This window comes from Croceicoccus sp. Ery5 (assembly GCF_020985325.1).
Taxonomy (GTDB): domain Bacteria; phylum Pseudomonadota; class Alphaproteobacteria; order Sphingomonadales; family Sphingomonadaceae; genus Croceicoccus.
Genome location: NZ_CP087587.1, coordinates 371,987 through 393,823, shown reverse-complemented (window position 1 = coordinate 393,823; position 21,837 = coordinate 371,987). Strand labels below are relative to the sequence as shown.

At 64.5% G+C, this 21,837-nt stretch carries 17 protein-coding genes; 13 read left to right on the top strand and 4 right to left on the bottom strand.

Annotated elements, in window-relative coordinates; genetic code table 11:
• Window positions 1-68 precede the first annotated feature (68 nt).
• Both LOZ74_RS01910 and LOZ74_RS01905 read left to right on the top strand, forming a co-directional pair.
• Window positions 69-1,619 (top strand): ATP-binding protein, encoded by a 1,551-nt coding sequence (locus tag LOZ74_RS01910; RefSeq protein WP_230292654.1) that lies wholly within the window; start codon window positions 69-71, stop codon window positions 1,617-1,619.
• The gene (locus LOZ74_RS01905) at window positions 1,616-2,320 is read left to right on the top strand and encodes a response regulator (RefSeq protein WP_230292653.1); all 705 of its coding nucleotides are present in this window, start codon (window positions 1,616-1,618) and stop codon (window positions 2,318-2,320) included. Before LOZ74_RS01910 ends, LOZ74_RS01905 begins: the two co-directional genes overlap by 4 nt.
• Window positions 2,321-2,353: 33 nt before the next feature.
• Here LOZ74_RS01905 and LOZ74_RS01900 read toward each other — a convergent pair whose 3' ends face one another.
• Complete coding sequence (locus LOZ74_RS01900; RefSeq protein ID WP_230292652.1) at window positions 2,354-2,680, bottom strand: hypothetical protein; 327 nt, start codon at window positions 2,678-2,680, stop codon at window positions 2,354-2,356.
• Window positions 2,681-3,101: 421 nt separating this feature from the next.
• Here LOZ74_RS01900 and LOZ74_RS01895 point away from each other — a divergent pair, with 421 nt between their 5' ends.
• The 6 genes from LOZ74_RS01895 to LOZ74_RS01870 all read left to right on the top strand — a co-directional run bounded on the left by LOZ74_RS01895 (window position 3,102) and on the right by LOZ74_RS01870 (window position 9,404).
• Entirely contained in the window at window positions 3,102-4,004 is a 903-nt protein-coding gene (locus tag LOZ74_RS01895) for an OmpA family protein (protein WP_230292651.1), read from the top strand.
• Between the two features lie 352 nt (window positions 4,005-4,356).
• Complete coding sequence (locus LOZ74_RS01890; RefSeq protein WP_230292650.1) at window positions 4,357-4,806, top strand: MarR family transcriptional regulator; 450 nt, start codon at window positions 4,357-4,359, stop codon at window positions 4,804-4,806.
• Window positions 4,806-6,884 carry an FUSC family protein gene (locus tag LOZ74_RS01885; RefSeq protein WP_230292649.1) on the top strand — a complete coding sequence of 693 codons (2,079 nt, stop codon included), beginning with the start codon at window positions 4,806-4,808 and terminating at the stop codon, window positions 6,882-6,884. The genes LOZ74_RS01890 and LOZ74_RS01885 overlap by 1 nt, the downstream gene beginning before the upstream one ends.
• Entirely contained in the window at window positions 6,881-7,096 is a 216-nt protein-coding gene (locus LOZ74_RS01880) for a DUF1656 domain-containing protein (protein WP_230292648.1), read from the top strand. The genes LOZ74_RS01885 and LOZ74_RS01880 overlap by 4 nt, the downstream gene beginning before the upstream one ends.
• Complete coding sequence (locus tag LOZ74_RS01875) at window positions 7,093-7,983, top strand: HlyD family secretion protein (protein ID WP_230292647.1); 891 nt, start codon at window positions 7,093-7,095, stop codon at window positions 7,981-7,983. The genes LOZ74_RS01880 and LOZ74_RS01875 overlap by 4 nt, the downstream gene beginning before the upstream one ends.
• Window positions 7,980-9,404 (top strand): efflux transporter outer membrane subunit, encoded by a 1,425-nt coding sequence (locus LOZ74_RS01870; RefSeq protein WP_230292646.1) that lies wholly within the window; start codon window positions 7,980-7,982, stop codon window positions 9,402-9,404. The genes LOZ74_RS01875 and LOZ74_RS01870 overlap by 4 nt, the downstream gene beginning before the upstream one ends.
• A gap of 7 nt (window positions 9,405-9,411) precedes the next feature.
• Here LOZ74_RS01870 and LOZ74_RS01865 read toward each other — a convergent pair whose 3' ends face one another.
• The gene (locus LOZ74_RS01865; RefSeq protein ID WP_230292645.1) at window positions 9,412-10,614 is read right to left on the bottom strand and encodes a glycosyl transferase; all 1,203 of its coding nucleotides are present in this window, start codon (window positions 10,612-10,614) and stop codon (window positions 9,412-9,414) included.
• A gap of 218 nt (window positions 10,615-10,832) precedes the next feature.
• On the opposite strand from LOZ74_RS01865, the gene LOZ74_RS01860 reads away from it, so the two are divergent.
• Together LOZ74_RS01860 and LOZ74_RS01855 are read left to right on the top strand one after the other, a co-directional pair.
• Window positions 10,833-11,510, top strand: a complete 678-nt coding sequence (locus LOZ74_RS01860) for a response regulator transcription factor (RefSeq protein WP_230292644.1) — start codon at window positions 10,833-10,835, stop codon at window positions 11,508-11,510.
• Window positions 11,510-12,877: a HAMP domain-containing sensor histidine kinase gene (locus tag LOZ74_RS01855; RefSeq protein ID WP_230292643.1), complete on the top strand. Its 1,368-nt coding sequence runs from the start codon at window positions 11,510-11,512 to the stop codon at window positions 12,875-12,877. Before LOZ74_RS01860 ends, LOZ74_RS01855 begins: the two co-directional genes overlap by 1 nt.
• Before the next feature lie 78 nt (window positions 12,878-12,955).
• Here LOZ74_RS01855 and LOZ74_RS01850 read toward each other — a convergent pair whose 3' ends face one another.
• Window positions 12,956-14,488 carry a peptidase S10 gene (locus LOZ74_RS01850; protein ID WP_230292642.1) on the bottom strand — a complete coding sequence of 511 codons (1,533 nt, stop codon included), beginning with the start codon at window positions 14,486-14,488 and terminating at the stop codon, window positions 12,956-12,958.
• A gap of 4 nt (window positions 14,489-14,492) precedes the next feature.
• Window positions 14,493-15,623, bottom strand: coding sequence for an aminotransferase class V-fold PLP-dependent enzyme (locus tag LOZ74_RS01845; RefSeq protein ID WP_230292641.1), 1,131 nt, complete (start codon window positions 15,621-15,623; stop codon window positions 14,493-14,495).
• 330 nt (window positions 15,624-15,953) lie between these two features.
• On the opposite strand from LOZ74_RS01845, the gene LOZ74_RS01840 reads away from it, so the two are divergent.
• The 3 genes from LOZ74_RS01840 to LOZ74_RS01830 all read left to right on the top strand — a co-directional run bounded on the left by LOZ74_RS01840 (window position 15,954) and on the right by LOZ74_RS01830 (window position 21,835).
• Window positions 15,954-17,411: a peptidase S10 gene (locus tag LOZ74_RS01840; RefSeq protein WP_230292640.1), complete on the top strand. Its 1,458-nt coding sequence runs from the start codon at window positions 15,954-15,956 to the stop codon at window positions 17,409-17,411.
• Between the two features lie 133 nt (window positions 17,412-17,544).
• The gene (locus LOZ74_RS01835) at window positions 17,545-20,583 is read left to right on the top strand and encodes a TonB-dependent receptor domain-containing protein (RefSeq protein WP_230292639.1); all 3,039 of its coding nucleotides are present in this window, start codon (window positions 17,545-17,547) and stop codon (window positions 20,581-20,583) included.
• Between the two features lie 82 nt (window positions 20,584-20,665).
• Window positions 20,666-21,835: a pyridoxal phosphate-dependent aminotransferase gene (locus LOZ74_RS01830; protein ID WP_230292638.1), complete on the top strand. Its 1,170-nt coding sequence runs from the start codon at window positions 20,666-20,668 to the stop codon at window positions 21,833-21,835.
• The last annotated feature ends 2 nt before the right edge of the window (window positions 21,836-21,837 follow it).

Here is a 21,837-nt window from a genome sequence, read left to right as displayed (position 1 = left end):
CACATTTGCCTGCTTCGCTATGGGCTGTTGTCCGTCCTGCATTTGGCTGTACGGACGGACGGAAATCCATGCGCCTTATACACAAGCACTTCCTGTTCTTCTCGCTCACCGCGATGCTGGCCGCCCTGTTGATGGCGGGGGTGCTGGCGTGGAATCTTGATCGCGGTTTCGACCGCTATCTCGACGCGCGCGACGCCGAATTGCTCGAAGGGTTCGCGGGGGATTTCGAGACTTTTTTGCAGGAAAAGGATGCCGCAGGGGATTTCGCGCCCGATCCGGCCAGCCTGAAGGCCGCCGTCCGGCAAATGGCGGACGAGGGGCGCATTCGCGGCTTTCCGCCGCAATTCCTGCGCGAACGGCTGGAACAGGAAGGACGTCCGTTTCGACCGTTCTTTCAAAAAAACGGCCCGCCGGAGCCAAAGGGTCAGGAACCTCGCCCGAAAGGTCCCGACGGCCCGCCGCGCATGGGACCGCCCCCGCCCGACATGTTCGCCCGCCGCTTGCAGCTTTACGATACCGCCGGCAGGCTGATCTTTAGCGGCGCGACCGATCCCACGCCGCAATCCCCTTCATCCGGCGCATCCGACGCATCCGGCCCGTCCGAGCCCATCCGCTTCGACGGCAAGCCGGTTGCCACCGCACGGCTCGCCCCGCGCGGCCCTGCCCCGCGCTCGATCGAATTCGTGTTTCTGCGCGGCCAGTTCCGCGGGGTGATCATCGTCACCGGCCTTCTGCTGATGCTGTCGGGCCTGTTCGCATGGTTCCTCGCCCGCGCCACGGTGCGCAAGATCGCAGCGGTGCAACAGGCGACCAATGCCATCGCCAGCGGCGATTTCGCGGCGCGGGTCGAAACGCGCGGCAGCGACGAGATTGCGCTGATGGGCCAGAACATCAACGCCATGGCCCAAGGGCTTGCGCGCTTGGAAAGCGCAAGGCGGCGCTGGCTGGCCGAGATCAGCCATGAATTGCGCACGCCGCTGACCGTGCTGCGCGGCGAGCTGAACGCGCTGGAAGACGGCATCCGCCCCATCGATATGAAGGCAGTGAAGTCCCTTTCCGAGGAAGCGCAGCGGCTGAACCTGCTGATCGAGGATTTGCATTTCATGGCGGTCAGCGATCTGGGTGCGCCCTCGCAATGTCTTGCGGAAACCGATGCGGTGCTGTTGGTCGAGGGGATCACCGCCCGCTTCGGCGCCGCTTTGGACGAGGCGGGTCTGGATATCGAAACCGACAGTGGCCCCGACCTTGCCTTGCCCGTCGTTTGGGACCGGCAACGGATCGAACAATTGCTGGGCAATGTGATCACCAATGCCATCCGCTATACCGATGCGCCCGGCATGGTGCGGGTGACGCTGGCATCGGACGAAGAGACAGTGTCGATCACGGTGGAGGACACCGCCCCCGGCGTGCCTGCCGACCAGCTGGAGCAGATGTTCGAACCGCTCCACCGGCTGGAGGAAGCGCGCGACCGGATTTCGGGCGGAAGCGGCATGGGGCTGGCAGTGGCGCGCGCCATTGCGGCGGCGCATGGCGGCACCATTGTGGCGGGTCCATCGGATCTTGGTGGGGTGAAGATCGCGATCACCCTGCCCGTCAATGCACGGACGCAAAGCGCATGAGCGCCGCAAGATCCATCTTTGTCGTGGAGGACGATGCAAAGATTGCGCAGATCGTGGCCGATTATCTGGCAGGGCACGGCCACCGACCGCGCATATTCCCCGATGCCCGTTCGGTGGTCGATTGCGCGCGCCGCGAACCGCCCGCCGCGATCATCCTCGACGTGATGCTGCCTGCGGGCAACGGCGTCGATCTGTGCCGCCAGTTGCGCGAGTTTTTTCCCGCCCCGATCCTGATGCTGACCGCGCGGGTGGAAGAGCGCGACAAGCTGGAAGCACTGGACATCGGTGCCGACGATTATGTGACCAAGCCCTTCAGCCCCGCCGAAGTGGTCGCGCGCATCAACGCGCTGATCCGCCGGTCGGAAGGGCGCATGACCCGCAATCCCGAAGCGCAAGCGTTTCTGGTGGACGAAGATGGCCAGCGCATCGCGTGGCATGGCGCATGGCTGGATCTGTCCCCTTCGGAGTTTCGCCTGTTGGGCGCGATGATGAAATATCCCGGCCGCGTCTATTCGCGCGCGCAATTGCTGGACCAGCTTGGCGAACATGCGCTGGAAAGCGGGGACCGCGCGATCGACAGCCATGTGAAGAATATCCGCCGCAAGATGGCGGCGGTGAACGCGGATGCGGGCGGGATCGGTTCGGTTTACGGGTCCGGCTATCGCTTCGAACCGACGCGACCCGCGCGCAAGCCGCGCTGACCGGCATTTTCGCCGGCCAGTCGTCCCGACATATCAATCGGCGTTGTCGTCGGGCGTGCTGCGGGGACCGCCCTGGCGCCCAGGCGGCGGCCCCATGCCTTCGGGCAGGCAGGCAGGCGCCTTGCCCTTGGGCGCGCGGCAAGTGCCCGCAACCTCGGTTCCGTCCGCATTGGCAACGCTGCATGCATCGGCCTCTTGCTTACCGCTGCACGCCGCCAGCATCGCCTCGCTCGGCCCACGGCCGCCCTCGGGTCGCTCGGGCCGCTGCTGTGCCGCGGCGGGGCTGACCGTCTGCGCCCAGATGGCGGTGCCGAACAGCACCGGTGCCGCCATCGATGTCGCGATCCGTCCTAAATTCATATCCATTCCTTTCATCGCGCGCCGCATGTTGCGGCGACAAGCCGGTTTCGGCGCGCAATATGGACACATTATGGACGCATTCTTGCTGCACTAACGCGCCGCCGGATTCTGCACCGGCACAGGCACAAAGGCGGTTTGAACGCCGCCCGATCGGGCCTTTGTCCGAAGCTCTCCGCAACGGCTCGTCGCACAAGCCGGTCAAGCGGACCACTCAACTCGTCGTCCTGCAAAAGCTGTTCATCTGACAGCAAGGTTAAGGTAAACAGTCAGCACTGGCGTTCTGGTGCGGCAGCGATGTCGCATGAGTTTTTCAAGTGGGGTGAGAGATCTGACAGTCGGACACGCATCACGGGGGGAAGCGGGGCAGAGCGGCCCGCATTCAACGCGATGATCGGCTGATCGAACTGAAGGAGTGACCTGTATGAATGCCCTTTCCAAACGTTCCAAGGCAATGTTGCTGCTGGCCGCGATGGCCCTGCCCGTAACGGGCGGCGTTGCCGCGCATGCGCAGGATCAGGCCAGCGGCGATGTGCTGACCAGCTCGTATGGCTCGCAGATGCCTGCCCTGTCGCAAATGACCGATGGCCCCGACATCGAAGGCATGATCACCGCGCGCAGCGGCAATCAGATGCAAATCACGGCGGAAGACGGCACCAAGACCGTGATCACCGTGACCGACGAGACCAAGATCAAGTCGAGCGGCGGCTTTCTGGGCCTGAACAAGGACCGTCTGGCATCGAACCAGCTGCTGAACGGCCTGCCCGTTTCGGTCGAGACGCTGCAGTGGAGCGGCGGTCTTGTCGCGGGTGCGATCGATCTGAAGTCCAAGGACCTGAAGACCGCCGAAATGATCGCGAACGGCACCGGCCAGCGTTTCGCCGAGAATGAACTGGCGATCGAAAAGAACGCCGCCGCGACCGAGGCTCTGCGTGGCCGGTTCGGCGATATCGACCAGTACAATGTCAAGGCGGTCACCAACGTCAATTTCGCCAGCGGCAAGTTTAACCTGACCGAAGAAGCGAAGCAGGCGCTGTGCAACACCGCGACGCAGGCCGAGGGCATGGACAATGCCCTGATGCTGGTGGTCGGTTACACCGATTCCGACGGCAGCCAGGAATATAACCAGGTGCTGAGCGAGAAGCGCGCAGGCCGCGTGGTGAACCATCTGCAGCAGGCCTGCGGCTGGAAGCCCTATCGCATGCTGACCCCGACCGGCATGTCGGAAGCCGACCCGACGGCCGACAACTCGACGCCCGAAGGCAAGGCACAGAACCGCCGCGTTGCGGTGAACGTGCTGGTCAGCAAGGCCGTGGACGATATGTAGTCTTTGCGAGGAGGCGGGGTTTCGGCCCCGCCTCTTTCCATTCGGCTGCGCGAGCGGCCCGGCGACCCGACAACGGCATCGCCAGAGACCGGCCTTCGCGCCGGTCTTTTTGTATCTAAAATCCCCACTCTTTATTGCAAATGCGAGCCAATCGCAGTAATGGGTGACTAGCTGGATCAGGGGCAAGCGCGGGTTCTGGGCGCGCGCAAGCCCTTGTTACCGGCGGGCGGGACGGCAATCGGGGGATGGCCTTCCCGCCCAAATCCACCCGCGACAGTCACACCGGCTGACCCTGTATAAAAAACCGAAACCACCCCTTGCGGCAAATTAGTTAGGTGCCTAACTAATGAATATGCCCAACCGCCCGAATCTTGCTGCCGCCCTGCCGGCCGAAGTCATCAGCCTCGCCCGCGCATGGCGGCAATTGGCCGACCAGGTGTTGGCCTCGCTCAATATCTCGAACTCGACCGGCTATGCGCTGCTCCACCTCGAACGTCTGGGCGACGGGGCGCGGCAGGCCGATCTTGCCCGCGCCATTGGCATTGCCGAGGCTTCATTGGTCCGCACGCTGCAACATCTGGAACGCGCCGCTCTGGTCCAGCGCCGCACCGATGCCGATGATGCGCGCGCGAAAACGCTGCATCTGACCGCAGAAGGCGCACGGCTGGCGCGGTTGATCGATGAGCGGCTGATGGATTTGCGCGCCGAACTGCTCGGCGGCATTTCCGACGCCGACCTGCAAACCGCAGTCGACGTGCTGACGCTCGTCTCCGAACGCGTCGCGCAAAAGCGGCCCCGCTGATGATGGGCAAATGGGGCATCGATGCCGCGATCTTCAGCCTGAAGTGCTTTATCGCGGCCATGCTGGCGATGTTCGTCGCCTTTTCCATCGGGCTGGAACGGCCATATTGGGCGTTCCTGACGGCCTATATCATTTCCGGCCCGTTCGCGGGCGCAGTCGTTTCCCGTGCCAGCATCCGCCTGATCGGAACGCTGGCGGGGGCGGCGTTTTCGGTGCTGGTGGTGCCGCTGTTCGTGCACGCGCCGGTCATTCTGGTGTCGGTGATGGCATGCTGGCTGGCGCTGTGCGTCTTTGTCTCGCTGCTCGACCGGACGCCGACATCCTATATCTTCGCGCTGGCGGGTTATACCGCAGGGCTGATCGTGTGGCCCACCGTGCAGGCGCCCGACCATATCTTCGACGTCGCCTCGCTGCGGGCGCAGGAAATCGCCATTGGCATCACCTGTTCGGCGCTGGTCCATGCGGTCGTTTTGCCGCGATCGGGCGCGCAATTCCTGATGGGGCGGATAGCCGACATTCTGGCCGATGCCGAACGCTGGAGCCGCGACACGCTGCAACCCGCTCCCGACCCGTCGGTCGATGCAGAAAGGCGGCGGTTGGCGCAGGACATTACCGAACTGCACCAGTTCGCGACCCATCTGCCGTTCGAGACGAACCGCCCCGCCCCGCGCATCCGCGTGATCCGCGCGCTGGAGGATAATCTGGCCGCGCTGATGCCGCTGGGAGCAGCGATTGCGGATCGCATCGCCTTTCTGTCGGGAGATCGCGGGCTGGCACCGGCTGTCGACCGACTGATCGCCGATGCCCGCGCATGGGTGGCGGATCCGGGCGGCGACCCCGCTATCGTGGAAGAAACGGGCCAACAGCTGATCGACCGCTGCGCCGCGCTGGAACCGGTGATCGACGGTAACAGCGACTGGCACGCCATGATGGAATTAAGCCTGATCGCGCGCCTGTCCGGCCTGATCGAGGCGCATGTCAATTGCCGCCTGTTGCACGCGCAGCTTGCCAGCGCGACGCGCAAACCGGTGTCGCCGCGCATTCCCGCCTTGCTGGAAGGCACAGGCGCCAGACCGCTCAACCGCGATGTGGCGGGCGCGGTGCGCGTAGCATCGGGCGCCGCGCTGACGGTGATTATCGGCTGCACATTATGGATCGGATCGGGTTGGCACGACGGCGGCACATTCGTGATGCTGGCATCGGTGTTTCCCGCGCTGTTCGGCGCGCTGGACAACGGGCTCGCACCGGTCGTCGGCTTTCTGAAAGGGACCGCCATCTCGGTCGTGCTGGGCGCGGCCTATGCCTTTGCGATCCTGCCCTCTATCGACGGTTTTCCCGAAATGGTCGCCGCACTGGCCCCGCCATTGCTGGTGCTGGGCAGCATGCTGAGCAATCCGCGCTATATGGGCCTTGCCCTGCCCGCGCTGCTGGGTTTGGGCAGCCCGTTTATCGTGTCGGAACAATTCGGCGTCGATATCGGCCCCGGCGTGCCTGCCAATTTCGCGACATTCATGAATTCGCAGGTCGCCATGATGGCCGCGATACTGTTCGCGGCAGTGATGATGCGGATCATGCAGACGGCGGGGATCGAACATGCGATCCGGCGTAACCTGCGGGCCGGCTGGACCGATATCGCGGACCATAGCGACAATTGGGCGCGCCCCGATATCAAGGGGTGGATCGCGCGCATGCTGGACCGGCAGGCGTTGCTGGAACCGCGCCTTGCCGCGATGGGCAAATCAGCGGGGGAACCGCTGTACGATATTCTGCGCGACCTGCGCACGGGGGTTGCCATCGGCGAATTACGCGCCTTGCGCCGTGATGCAGCCATTGCTCCCCGCGCCGCACTGGCCGACGTGCTGGGCCGCATCGGCGCATTCTATCGCAGGCTGGTCCCCCACCGCACGCCGCAGAGCGATCCCGCATTGCTGCATGCGATCGACGAAGCGCTGCGCCAGTCGGTGGCATCCGGCGCGCCCGACGTCCGGCGGCGCGGCGTGCTGGCGCTGATCACCCTGCGGCGCACCATGTTCGCCGATGCTGCCCCTTTCGCTGGCCGGCAGGAGAATCGCCCGTGAACGGAGAGTATTCCCTCAACGGCATTTTCGTGCCTTCGCTGCTGGTCTTCGGCCTTGTCGCCCTTGTGCTGACGGTGCTGCTGATCGGCCTGTTCAACCGCCTCGGCCTATATCGCTTTGTCGCCTATCGCGCGCTGGTCGATCTGGCCCTGTTCGTCATCATCTTCGGCGCGGTTGCGCTGATCCTCCCCCTGACCGGTTTTGCCCCATGAAAAACATTCTGCCCAAACTGGCCCGCAGCGTGGCCACCATTGTCATCGTCCTGATCGCACTGTCCGTCGCGGTCTGGATGTGGAACCATTACGAAAACAGCCCATGGACCCGCGACGGCAGGGTACGCGCCGAAGTGGTGCGCGTGACGCCCGATATTTCGGGCCTCGTCACCTCGGTGGAGGTACATGACAACCAGCATGTTGCGGCAGGCGACCTGCTGTTCGTGCTCGACAAGCCGCGATACAGCCTTGCCGTGGAACAGGCGCGCGCCAGTGTCGCCAGCGCAAAGGCCACGCTGGCGCAGGCCCGGCGCGAGGCTGCGCGCGACCGGGCGTTGGGCGATCTGGTCGCCGCCGAAACGCATGAACAGAATGTCGCCCGCGTCGCCGTCGCCAGTGCCGCTTTGGCAGAGGCGAATTCCATGCTGGACGGCGCATTGCTGAACCTGCGGCGCACGCAGGTGCACGCGTCGGTCGACGGCACCGTCACCAATCTCGATCTGCATCCGGGCGATTATCTTGCTGCCGGAACGCAGGCGATGGCGCTGGTCGACAGCGGATCGCTGCGGATCGAAGGCTATTTCGAAGAAACGAAGCTGCCGCTGATCCGCATCGGTGCGCCCGTCACCGTGCATCTGATGGGTGAGGACAGGGATATCACCGGCCGCGTCGAAAGCATCGCGGCGGGCATCAATGACAATACGCGGGGCAGCGCGGGCAATCTGCTGCCCGATGTCGAGGCGACCTTTGCATGGGTGCGCCTGCCCCAGCGCATACCCGTGCGTATCGAGCTGACCGATGTGCCCGATGGCATCCGCCTGATCCCGGGCCGCACCGCGACCGTCACGGTCGAACCGGTCCGCGAAAAGTCAGGGACGGCGGCATGATCCGTTTTCGTTTCCTGTCCGCGAGTGCCGCCGCCGCTCTGGCACTGACGGGTTGCGCGACGGCGGGGCCCGATTACGCGCTGCCCGCCGACAGCATCGCGGTCGCCCCGTCGGCGCAAGGCGCGTTCGATGCGGGCGACAATCCCGCCTTTGCGTCTGATCCGCTGCCCGACCGCTGGTGGCAATTATACGACGACCCCCGTCTGGACGATCTGGTGCAACAGGCGCTGGCTGCCAATGCCGATCTGCGCGCCGCAGATGCCAATCTGCTGCGCGCAGAGGCAGTGCTGCGCGAAACGGCGGGAGAGGAAGGTCTGGGCGCATCGGTCGAAGGTTCGCTGATGCAAGAGCGCAACCATTCGCTGCGATCGGCGGGCGCAGGGCTTTCGGGGGTGCTGACGGGCCAGATCGGGCTACAACTGACATATCCGCTCGACCTGCATGGCAAGATCACCCGCGCAATAGAGGCCAGCAGCGCCGACCGTGACGCAACCGAAGCCGCGCGCGACCACGTGCGGATCACCGTCGCGGCTGCCACCGCGCGCGCCTATGCCCAGGTATGCGCCGCGAACGACCAGATCGCCACCGCGCAGAATATCGTCGATTTGCAACAACAAACGCTGGATGCGACGCGCAGGCTGCAACAGGGCGGCCGCGGCACGGCATTTGACGTCAGCCGCGCACAAAGCGCGGTGGACAGCAGCAAGGCTGCCCTGCCCGCCCTGCGTGCGCAGCGGCAGGGGGCGCTTTACCTGTTGGCGACATTGCTGGGCAAACCGCCTGCGGATTATCCGCGCGACATTGCGCAATGCGATGCGCTGCCCCGGCTTGCCCGTCCGATGCCGATTTCCGATGGCGCGGCGCTGATCCGGCGGCGGCCCGATATCCGGCAGGCCGAACGGATGCTGGCCGCCGATACGGCCCGCATCGGGGTGGCGATGGCCGATCTCTACCCCTCGGTCAGCATTGCGGGCGGCCTGATGCTGTTCAACCGGGTCGGCGATCTGCCCGATACCGATTCGATCAGCTTTGGCCTTGGCCCGCTGCTCAGCTGGAACTGGCCCTATCGCACGCAGGTCGATGCCCGCATCGATCAGGCCGATGCGCAGGTACAGGCCGACAAGGCGCGCTTCGATGCCACCGTGCTCGATGCGCTACGTTCGGCAGAAACGGCACTCGACAGCTATGCCAGCGATCTGGATCAGGCCGCTGCCTTGCAACGCGCATCGCAAAGCGCGGCATTGTCGGCGGATCAGGCTGCGACGCTGTTCCGCTATGGCCGCAGCGATTTCCTCTCGCTGCTCAGCGCGCAGAGTGCGCTGGCATCGGCCGAAGCGCGTCATGCCACGGCAGAGGCTGTGCTGGTCGACGACCAGATCGCGATCTTCCTTGCGCTGGGCGGCGGTTGGCAGACCGGCTGACCGCGCTTCAGATGCCGAGCGCCGCCACGCCATCGCGCGGCCCGCTGTCTGGCCATGCCTGCCCTGACCTGCGCGCGTCTGCCGCAATGATGCGGGCAATGCGGGCGCAGGGATCGGGCCCTGCGAAGCGCGCGTTCCCATCGGCATCCCAGACGATCCCGCCGAACGCGGCGCGCGCGCGTTCCTGTTGCAACGCAGCATAATCGGGCCAGCTGTCAAAGGCATGCTGTATGGCGGCGACCGGATCGTCATCGGGTTCGATCACGGGGCCAAAGCGCCACATCGCGTAATCGGGATTCCCGCGCCATGCGGCATGATGGCCGTTGACGAACAGGCATGGGCGCGGACGGACCAGATATTCGTAAACCTGACTGCTGACATCGCCAATATACAGGGCAGCACCAGCGGTATAGCTCATGTCCACCGACCGCGCCGACCCCAGATCGACCATAACGCGGCCCGCCACATCCAGCGCCTGCCACCGCGCCTTTTTATCCTCGCCCCAGCCTTGGGCCATGCGCACATGCGGCGCGATGACCAGATTATAGCGGTCCGACTCGCAAACGGCATCGGCCAGCCGCCGCGCCATTACCTCTCCAGTGCCCATGCGCCGGTGGAAATGCGGGTTATACAGGATCACGGGCCGGTCATCGGGGAAGAGCGGCGGTCGCTCAGGTGCAATGCGCATCATCTCGGCCAGCTTGACCGGACCGCCGACCACGCAATTTTCGGGCGTGGCACAGCCTTGCGCGATCAGGCGGTGGCGGTCCTTGTCTCCGGCGACGAACACCTTGTCGAACAGGCGAAAGCGGTCCTCGAACCCCACGGCACGGTCGCCTGCGCCATGCGGAATATGAAGCAGCGGCGGGCAGCGTCCGGGCATGCGTTTCAGCATGGTGCTGGTGCGTTCGGCGCACAGGATCGCATCGCAATCGCGGATCCGCCCCGCCGCCAGCAACAGCCGCGCCACCTTATGCGCAGCGCGCGGCAGGATCGCGGCCAGCGGGGGCGGCAGGTCCATGACCCATATTTCGGGCCGCGCGGTGCCCAGCTGCTCCGCCAGATCGGCAATCCGGTCCGCATCGGCAGCCGATGGCGCGAAAATGCGCACGATACATCCCTCGGTCGCGGCCAGTTCGAACGCGACGGGCAGGAAATGCAGGAACTGGTGCGCTCCGCCAATGGCGGGGACATGGATGGTCGCGGTCATGGAACCGCGCGCAATCGGAACGGGAACAGCCATGGGCGCCGCTGTCGCAGGCAAGGCTGATGGCAGCATGGGCGAAACATTTGAATTTGCCCATGTTCGTATGCCCATAAACGTCTGAAAGTCGCATCTCGACCCGCGGGCGGGCACCCTCTATCGTCGCGGCCAACCGCCGGCCTTATTGCGGGCAATCGCGGCGCTGGACCGGGACGCATGGCCGAATGCAGATTTTGCTGATCGAGGATGACGACGCTTTGGCCGCCCATATCGGCGGCGGGCTGGAACAGGCGGGCCATGTCGTCACTCTCTGCCGCGACGGGCGGCAGGGGCTGTTGCAGGCCAGCAGCGAAACCTATGACGTTATCGTGCTCGACCGGATGCTGCCGCATGTCGACGGGATGAAGATACTGGCCGCACTGCGCGCCACCGATGACAAAACGCCCGTGCTGATCGTCAGCGCGCTGAGCGATGTGGACGAACGGGTCAAAGGGCTGCGCGCGGGCGGCGACGATTATCTGCCCAAGCCCTTTGCCATGTCGGAAATGCTGGCCCGTGTCGAAGTGCTGGCCCGCCGCAAATCCGCATACCCTGCGGCCGATAGCAGCCCGATCCTGCACGCCGATCTGGAAATCGACCCGCTGGGCCGGACCGTCCGGCGCGGGGGCAAGCGGATCGAGCTGACGACCCGCGAATTCGGCATATTGATCGAACTGGTGCGCAATGCGGGCCGCGTCGTCACGCGCGCCATGCTGCTGGAACGCGTGTGGGATTATAATTTCGACCCGCAAACAAATATCATCGATCAGCACATCAGCAATCTGCGGCAGAAGCTGGACGGCGACGGACAGGCACCGCTGATCCGCACGGTGCGCGGGGCCGGATACCGGTTCGGCCCCTGATGGACAGGCTGTTCAAATCGCTCTCGTTCCGGCTGGCGCTGATCTATGGGGCGCTGTTCTGCGGCTCGCTCGCCCTGTTGTTCGCGGCCTATTTCTGGCTCGCCGTCGCGCGTCCCATGGGCGCGATCCGCGCACAGGTGAATGAAGAGCTGGCAACGCTGGAGGCGCTTTACGCGCAGCAGGGCACCACCGCGCTGGCCGAACGTCTGGACGCGCGGGCAGAGGCATCGACACCCTTCGACCGCGCGTTTCACACGCTGATCGCGGCGGACGGACGTGTCGTTACGACCAATCTTCCCAGCTGGCCCAGCACCGCGCGGCGCGGATTTTATTCGATCGAGGCCGATGTCTATGTCGAAGGGGGCGAGATCGATTTCAGCGCCCTGTCGCGCGACCATGTCTTTCCCGACGGCACCCGCCTGATCGTGGGCCGCGATGCCGAGGATGTCGAAGACCGCGAGGATCTGGCACTGGCGCTGTTCCCCGGGATGATCGTGCTGGTCCTGCTGCTGGCCATTGCGGGCGGCTATCTGATGAGCCGCGCCATCGGCCACAGGATCGAGGCGATATCGGGCGCCGCGCGCAAGGTGATGGCGGGGCGTCTGGGCGAACGCGTGCCCGTGCATGGCAGCGGCGACGATTTCGACCGGCTGAGCGATACGCTGAACCTGATGCTGGAGCGGAACGAGGCATTGTTCGATTCGGTCCGCCGCGTGTCCGACAATATCGCGCATGAATTGCGCACGCCGCTGTCACGCGTACAGGCCAGCCTGGACCGAGCCGCCACGCAAGGCGAAAGCGACGGTACCGATTTACTGGCCACCGCACGGGCAGAGCTGGCGCGGTTGCAAGCGATATTCGATGCCCTGCTGCGCATCGCGCGGATCGAGGGGGGACGCCATGACGCGGGTTTCGCCCCCGTGGACCTGGCCGCCATAGTGCGCGATGCAGTCGAACTTTACGAACCGGCAGCCGCGCAGCACCGGATCGCCATCGCGCTCGACGCGCCGCCGACCCTGCCGGTGGCGGCGGACCGCGACCTGCTGTTTCAGGCGATCGGCAATCTTCTCGACAATGCGGTCAAATACGGGCGCGGTGGCAGCACCATCCGCATCGCGCTGACGGGCGACGCAGACGCGGCCCGTTTCGTGATTGCGAATGAAGGCGTGCCCCTGCAAAAAGGCGAGGCGGAGCGGTTGACCGAGCGGTTCTTCAGGGGATCGGCTGCGGGCGACCTGCCGGGGCACGGGCTGGGACTGACGCTGGTGGCGGCCATCGTCCACCGGCACCAGGGCACGCTGCGCATCGCCGGCGACCATGCGCGTACCGCCATTGAATTGACCCTGCCCGCGCAGCGCTCCAACTAGAAGGGCCCGCGCAGCGCTCCGACTAGAAGGGCCCGCGCAGCGTCCCGACTGAAACCGGCCGCAATCGGGGTTGACCCCTCAACGCTTCAGGCTGGACGCCCACACACGCATATCCTGCGCAAAACGGGTCAGCACATCCTCGTCCTCGAACGCCGAATGCCCTGCCGGATAGGCGATGGATTGGCGCTGCGACGGGCCGATACCGGCGGCGTTCAGCGCGAAAATGCCGGTGTGGACGGGCGTGGTGATGTCGTAATACCCACCCACGGTCAGCAGGCTGATGTCCGGCTTCTGTTCGCGGGCGGCCACCAGATAGGGCACATATTCGCGCGTGGCATAGGTCTGCCGGTCGCCCCAGTTCCACTTGAAATTAATGCCCAGATTCAGGCTCCGATAGGGGGCGGGCAGCGTATAGCCCAGCTCGTCGCCCAGATAGCGGGCGATGGTATTGCCGGTTTCTGTCCCAAGGCTCATCGAGGGATCGTCGAAGGGCGGATGGAAATTCGATTCCGCAACGGGCCGCGTCACCCGCCCGTCAAGCTGGCCGGTTCGCAATCCCTTGTCGGCCAGCAGCCCCAGCATGAATGCCTGCCGGTCCAGCTTCAGCCCCGATTGCAGGAATTGTTCCGCCGGAAGGCCAAGGAAACGCTCCATCCCTTTTGCAACGCGCTGCCGCTGCGCAGGCTCTGCCGCTGCGCCCAGAATCAGCGCATCGGCATACTCGCCCTGCGCAAAGGCCAGCGCCTTGGCGAAAAATTCGTCGACACCCATGCCGCCCCGGTCGACGGCATCATGATACCACGCGGTCGCGGCCAGCGTCGGGAACAGCGAGACATCGGACATCACCGGCCCGTCACCGCCACCGATCGACAGGGAAAACAGCGCCACCCCGTCGGGCAGCGGCTGATCGCCCTTTATCTGGGCGCCCAGCATCGCCAGTGCCCGGGCCGTGCCATAGCTTTCGCCCACCAATGCAAAGGGGGCATTCTCTCGCCCGTTCGCCACCCGCCATTGCTGCACCATATCGGCCACCGCACGCGCATCGCCGTCAACCGAAAACAGGCTGGCCGGATCGCGCCCCTTGACCGGCATGGATGCGCCGGTGCCGGGAGGGTCGATGAAAACAAGGTCTGCGACATCGATGAGGCTGTGGGGATTATCCGCCATCCGCGCGCTGCCATTGTCCCCGGTCACCATGCGGCGCGGGCCGAATGCGTTCATATGCAGCGGAGAGGACGATGCCCCCGGACCGCCATTGAATATGAACAGGACCGGCCTGACCTGATCCTGCGTCCCGCCTTCGGCGATATAGCCATAGCTGACCGCGACGACCGCGACCTCGCCCGCGTCGTTCCTGACGGGCGTTTCGGTGACGATCGCGCGATAGGGGATGGTCCGTCCGCCGATGACGATGCTGTGATGCGTTTCGACCGTGCGGACCGTATCGCTGTCGCGCGGCTCCATCGGTTCCATCGCGCGCAGAAACGCGGGCGGCATCGGCAGATCGGGGTTCTGCGCCGATGCGGGCGCTGCCAGCGCGGCGGCGGCCATGATCGTTGCGGCGGGGTTCGCCAGCAGGCTTAAAATGGTGCGCAGGGTTTTCATCGGCATCCTGTCAGGATTGGTCGGTGGCATGGGAACTGGCTGGCGGCAGGGCATCGAGCAGCCGTTCGATATCGTCCTGCGTATTGAAAAACGACGGGCACACGCGGAACCGGTTGCGCGACAGCGTGATCTTTACGCCCGCCCGCTCCAGCGGTTCGGACAGGCGCCGGTATGCCCCTTCCAGCGCGCAGGTCACCAGCGGAGTGCGGCTTTCGCGCGGCGTGACGGTTTCATACCCCAGCGAGGCCAGCCCGTCGTGCAGGCGGTCCAGCAGCGGCATGCGGGCCTGCACCAGGCGCTCGACCCCCTGTTCCAGCAGAAAGCGCAGCGACCAGTCCAGCTGTGCCATGACCGCGTGCGATCGCGTGCCCATGGCGAACATCCCTTCGGCATCGTTGCGCGGTGCGGCATCGGCAATCGTGTCGCCCGGCGGATCGAACGGATAGACATGCGGCTGAAAGCTGCCGATCTGGTAATAGCCAAAGCGCGGGCGTTTCAACTGCGGCAGCAGGTCGGGGCGGACATACAGGAAGCCCAGACCGAAATCGCCCATCAGCCATTTATAGCTGGCCGTCGCGGCGAAATCGACCTTGGCTGCGCGCAGATCGACCGGAACCGTCCCTGCCGCATGGATGATATCGGCATAGACCAGCGCGCCGCGCGCATGGGCAATCTCGCAAATGCGGGCAAGATCGTGTTCGAAACCGTTATAGGTCGACACCAGCGACAGGCTGACCAGCCGTGTATCGCCAGTGATGCGTTTTTCATATTCGTCGGGATCGATGCGCCCCGCAACCGGCCTGATCCAGCGCACATCCATGCCCCGTTTCGCCAGCTCTTCGTACAGATAGAACGAGCCGAAGAAATGCAGCGTATCGGTAACGATCGAACCGCCGCGCGCGGGAATATCCAGCGCATCGATCACCAATTGCTCGCCCGCGGTGGTGCTCTGGACGAATGCAAGTCCGGCCGGATCGGCATTGACCAGCCGCGCGAACCCCGCCTTCACCCGCTCTTCCACCTCGTGCGAGGGCCAAGGCGATCCGTTGGCCCGTGTCGCCAGATAGGCGTCGACCGATGCCTTGGCGGCCAGCGGCACGGGATGCATCGTGCCGGAATCGAGGAAACTGCGAAAAGCCATGGGGGCGAAGCCGGTGGGGGATCCGGCTTCGCCCGGCAAGGCCGCCCTGGCAAGGGAAGGAATGAGGGGCATTGCTGCCGTTCCCGCCACCAGCGACCTGCGCGTTAAATTCATTGCCGCATGCGAACCGCGACCATGTTGCGAACCGCGAATGTCGTTCATGGGGCGAACCTATCGCAATTGCCGGGAATAGATAATGCATGTTTCGGCGCAAACTCGCGTAAACCTGCCCGATTTCCGGATCGCAATGCGCCTTGGAACCGCCTTGCGCATAAATCTTCCCGCGATTGGTGGTACCATGGCGACGACAAACCATCTTTGGGGCAATTCATGAAATCCATCGTCTGGCTCACCCTCTCTGCCCTTGCGCCGCTGTTGGGCGCCTGCGCGCATGTCCCGCCGCCGGTCGCTGCCTGCCCCGGCGATGCAATTGCCACGCAGCATAGCGTGAAGGCGGGGGATGACACCCTGTCCTATCGCGCCTGCGCGGGCACGCTTCCCGTCGATGACGCTTCGGGCACGAACCAGGCGGATCTGTTCTATACGGCCTATTTCCTAGACCGGTCAGATGCTGGGCGCCCGATCGCCTTTGTCTGGAACGGCGGCCCTGGTGCGGATTCGCGGCTGCTGCATTTCCACGCGATGGGGCCAAAAGTGCTGAAGGGCGGGGCACTGGTCGATAATCCGGTGACCCCGCTTGTATCGGCCGATCTTGTTTTCCTCGACCCCGCAGGCACCGGCTTCAGCCGCGCGGCCGGTAAGGATGCGGGCAAGGCGCTATATGGCACCATGGGCGATATCGCGGCGACCGCCCGCTTTGTCACACAGTTCCGCGAAGCCGCCGGACGGCAGGCTTCCCCTCTCTATCTGGCAGGTGAAAGCTTTGGCACGTGGCGCGCGGCCGGAACGGCGGACCTGCTGGCCGGATCGGGCGTCGAAATTGCGGGCATTGCGCTGATTTCGGGCGGCATTCCGCAGGGCGATGCACCCGAACGTGCGCTGATGCGCGCCTTGTCGCTACCCAATCGCACCGCCACCGCCCTGGCGCTGGGGCGGTTGCCTGCCGATCTGCAGGCGATGGGAGACAAGGCGGTTGCTATGGCAGAGAAATGGGCGCTGGAAAGCTGGTATCCCGCCCTTGCCGATCCGGCATCGCTGCCAGCCGTTCGCAGGCAGCAAGTGGCGCGCGATCTGGCGCGCTTTCACGGGCTGGACGAAGCGCAGGTCGATGCCGAAAGCCTGTGGATCTCTCCCCGTGACTTCCGCCAGAAACTGCTGGCTGACAAGGGGAAGACGCTGGGCATTTTCGACATGCGGCAAACGGATGCGGGCGCGGACGAAGCGCAGGCCGATGCCGCGATCATTGCCTATTACCGCGAAGTGCTTGGCTATCGGAGCGGCGAATATGCGGGGATCGAGGTTCCCGCCATTCCGGTCGGCGCGCAATGGCAATATGATCAGGCACCCGTTACCGAGGAATCGCTGGCCCGCGCCATGGCGGGCGAAGGGCCGCCCAGCCCGTCGCAGCCATGGGTGGCGCAGCTTTTGGCCCGGTCGCCCGACACGCGCGTACTGGTCGCCACCGGACTTTACGATTCGCTGGGCAGTTGCGCCGCGAACCGCGCGGCTGCGGCGGCTTTCGGGCCGCAATGGCACGGCAGTTTCGTCCTGCGCTGCTATCGCGGCGGGCATATGATGTACGAGGAAGCGTCGCAGGCACCGCTATTCGGCCGCGACCTGACCGCTTTCTTCGGCAATTCGCCCCTGCCGCCCCAAACCGGAAATTAATTCGCTCGCAGTCCGATTTCGACAATTTTGATGCGCGCCGCCCCTTGGTGGACGCATGTTTGCAATCCCTATCGCCCCGACCGCCTGTAACCTTGCTGTAATGGACAAGACGGGTCGTAAAGGACGTGAGGGAATGATGACCGATTATCGCAAGCGCCAGCTTCTCAATTGCCGGACCGGATTCGCCGTGCTGCTCGCATCGACGTCCGCGCCCGCATTGCTGCTGGGATCGACCGCCGCCCACGCACAGGACATCGCGCCGCCCGCCGCAACGGCCGAAGCCGACAGTGCGGCACCGGCGGAAGAAATCGTCGTCACCGGGTCGCGCATCCGCCGCGATCCCGCCGATGAAACCGCGCCCCGCATCGTGGTGAGCGAACAGGAATTCGCCGATCGCGGCTATACCAGCGCGGCAGAGGCGCTGAACCAGATCACATCCAACTCGCCGCAACTGAACCAGGCCGACGGAAGCGGCGAGCAGAGCGGTTCGGGACAGCAGTTTCCCGATCTTTTCGGCCTTGGCGCAGGCCGCACGCTGACGCTGGTCAACGGCCGCCGCATGGTGACCAGTTCGTCCGGTCTGGGCGATGCGCAGGTCGATGCCAATATCATCCCCCTCGGCCTGCTGGAACGGGTCGAAGTCGTGCAGGGCGGCGGCGCAGCGGTTTATGGTTCGGATGCCATCGCGGGCGTGGTCAACTATGTGCTGAAAGACGATTTCGAAGGGATCGAGCTGGACGCGCAGAACGGCATTTCCTCGCGCGGGGATTACCACACCTACAGCCTCAGGGGCACCATCGGCACCAATTTCGCGGACGGGCGCGGCAATATCGCTCTCGACGTCGGCTATGCGCATTCGCCGCTGCTGCGCTTTACCGATCGCCCGCTGTCGGCACTGGGCCGCCTGACGCAAAGCAATCCCGACGACACCGGTCCCGATGACGGCATTCCCTCTGTTCGCGAATTGCTGGATGCGCATTTCTGGGAATTCAACGGCAATGGCGTGATCTTCAACATTCCCGCGCCCTTCCCCTTTGCGCTGACGGGCGGCGGGCTGCAATTCGCGCCCGATGGCGGCGTGACCGGTTTCGACCCCGGCACCAATGTCGGCATTCCCTTTGCCAGCGGCGGCGACGGCTTTGCCTATACCGATCTGGTCGGTCTGCGCACCGGCGTCGACCGGCTGACCGCCAATGCGATCGGACATTACGACCTGACCGATGCGATCACCCTGCGCGGCGAATTTCTCTATGCCAATACCAAGGGGACCGAGATTCCGCAGGGACAGAGCCGCACCATACTCAACAACGGCACCTATGCGGGGCCGGTGGTGTTCACCCGCAACAATCCGTTCCTGACGGCGGACGCCATCGCCACGCTCAGCGCGGCAAGCCCGTCCTTTGCGGCAGGCGCACCGCTCTTCCTGTCGAAATATTTCTTCGACCTGACTCCCGATACGCAGCAGACGACCGAAACCGACACCTATCGCGGCCTGCTGGCGCTGGAAGGCGATTTCGGGCTGGGCGACCGCGATTTCTATTGGTCGGTGTCGGGCAGCTATGCCCGGGTCGAAGGCGAATCCTCCTATTGGGAAGTCGACAACGCCAAATATAACAATGCGATCAATGCGGTGCTGTCGGGCGGGCAGATCGTATGCGCCATCAATGCCGATGCCGATCCGTCGAACGACGATGCGGCCTGCGCCCCGATCAACCCGTTCGGTTTCGGCAATGTCAGCGCCGATGCGCAGCAATATGTCAGCGTGCGCGCAGGCATGGATTACACGAACGAGCAGATCGATTTCCTGGCCACTCTGGGTGGAGATATCGTCGAACTGCCCGCGGGCATGGCGAAATTCAGCGTCGCATACGAACACCGCGACGAACAGGCGACCTTCACGCCCAAGGAAGCCAACCGGCTGGGCCTGTTCGGCGGCGGCACGATGGAGGAAATCCAGTCGGGCGGCTATGACACCGACGAAATCTCGGCCGAATTGCTGATCCCGATCATCAGCCGCGACATGGCAATCCCGCTGGTCCGCAGCCTCGAGCTGAACGCGGCGGGCCGCTATGTCGACAACTCGCTCGCCGGGGGCGAGGAAGTGTGGGATCTTGGCGCAAGGTGGGAGATGTTCGAGGGCGTCACGCTGCGCGCATCGCGCAGCCGCAATTTCCGCGCCCCCACGCTGACCCAGCTGATCGCGCCCAGTTCGACCGGCCTGTCCAACGCGGGCGTCGATCCGTGCGATGCCGACAGGATCAATGCCGGCCCCAATCCCGACGTGCGTTATGCCAACTGTCTTGCGCTGTTTCAGGCCAACCCCGGATATGGCACCGGCCCCGATGGCGCGAACGACGGGTTAAGCGCCGAGGACCGGCTGGCCGCGTTCCAGGACCCTGCCGAGAACTTCCAGCGCACGATGGTGACGACGGGCGGCAATCCCGACCTGCGGAACGAGGTGTCGGACACCTTCACCTATGGCATCGTGCTGCAACCCTATTTCATCCCCGGTCTGACGATCAGCGCCGACCGGATCGAGATCGATCTGGAAGACGGGCTTTCGGCCTTTACGACCGAGGATTTCATGGCGGCCTGCTATGACAATACCGATCCCGATCCGGCGGTCTGCGATGCCTTTACCCGCCTTGACGTCAGCGATGGGATCAGCCCCGGCGGCACGGTGGTCACCGGCACGACGACCACTTTCAACGCAGGCGTCGTCAAATATCGCGGCGAAATCTATGCAATCGATTACGTCTTCGCGCCCGAAGGGCTTGGCGACTTCCACATCGGCGTCAACGCCACGCATAACACGCTGCTGACCACATCGGTCACGGGCGAAACCTTTACCCGTACCGACGGCACCTATTTCAAGCCGGAGTGGGAAGGCCGCTTCAATCTCGACTGGCAAAAGGGGCCCGTGCGCCTGAGCTATCAGGCCTATTACCTCGACAAGACGCTGAACGGTCCGGATGCCACGATCGAGAATAATCCGAACCCCGTGCTCGACAGCAATCTGACCCACAGCCTTTCGGGACAGTATCAGGCGGGCGCGTTCACCCTGCGCGGCGGTGTCGATAATTTCACCGATGAAGAGCCGTCCTATCCGCGCATCAGCTATGGCGACATACTGGGCCGCCGGTTCTGGATCGGCGTGAACGTCAAGATGTAACGGCCACGCCCCTGCCCGTCACGCGGCGGGCGGGGGCATTTCCAGAACGCCCCGAATGTCCGGATCATCCGAGTTCCCATCCATGGCCACGCTTTCATCCCGCCCGCCCGAGGCAACATTCTCGCAATGGGTGCGACAGGCGATCCGGCGCAATCGTTCGTGCCGCGAATTGCAGGTCAACCTGTTCGAAAGCTCGGTCGCAGAACCGACCGAATTGTTGCGCAGCCAGATCATCGAGGCTTTCGGAGGCGAGATCACCACGCGCTATACCAGCACGTTCGACGGCGGGAATCCCTATGTCGTCAAACATCTGGCGAAGGGGTATGGCGTGTCGGAAGACCAGCTTTACACCACCACGGGTGCGACCGGCGCCATCGCGCTGATCTATCATGCGCTTGTCCGTCCGGGCGAGCGTGTGCTGGTGGAAAATCCGGGTTTCGACCTGTTCGGCAATCTGGCCCATGCGTTCGGCATTCCGTTCGACCGTTTCCAGCGCAGCGGTCCCGGTTTCGCCATCGACATCGACGCGCTGGAACGCAGCATCGGCCCCGCCACGCGGCTGGTCGTGATATCGAACCTGCACAATCCCACCGGCGTGCTGACGGGCGAGGATACGATCCGCGCATTGGCCGCGCTGGCCGAAAAGCACGACCTGTATGTCGTGGTGGACGAGGTTTACGCGCCCTATGCGGGCAACAACCTGCGCCCCGCGGCATCGCTTGGCATTTCGCCGCGACTGATTTCGGTCAACAGCCTGACCAAGATTTTCGGGCTGAGCACGCTGCGTTGCGGCTGGCTGATCGGCGACAGCGAGACGATCGCCCCGATCAAGGCGTTCGGCCACGAATCCGAATTCACCATCTCCAATCTGTCGCACGCCATTGCCGCGCTGATCATGGAGAACCCCGATCCCTTCATGCAGCACACCATGGACACGCTGGCACAGGCGCGGCCCGTGATGGAATCCTATTATGCCCACTGGCGCGACGAAGGCTTTATCGAAGGTGACCTGCCCGAATTTGGCTGCATCGCCTTTCCCCGCCTGACCGGCATCGCCGATACGCGCCGCTTTTCGGACTGGCTGGCCGATCGCAGCGGTGTACTGGTCGCACCCGGAGAGTGCTTTGGAGCGCCGGGTTATGTAAGGCTGGGCTTTGCGATGGATCGCAAAAGGCTGGTCTATGGACTGGACGCGCTGACCGACGGGCTGAAATCCTATCGCGCGGCACCGCTGTCCCGCGACGGGGCTTGAAG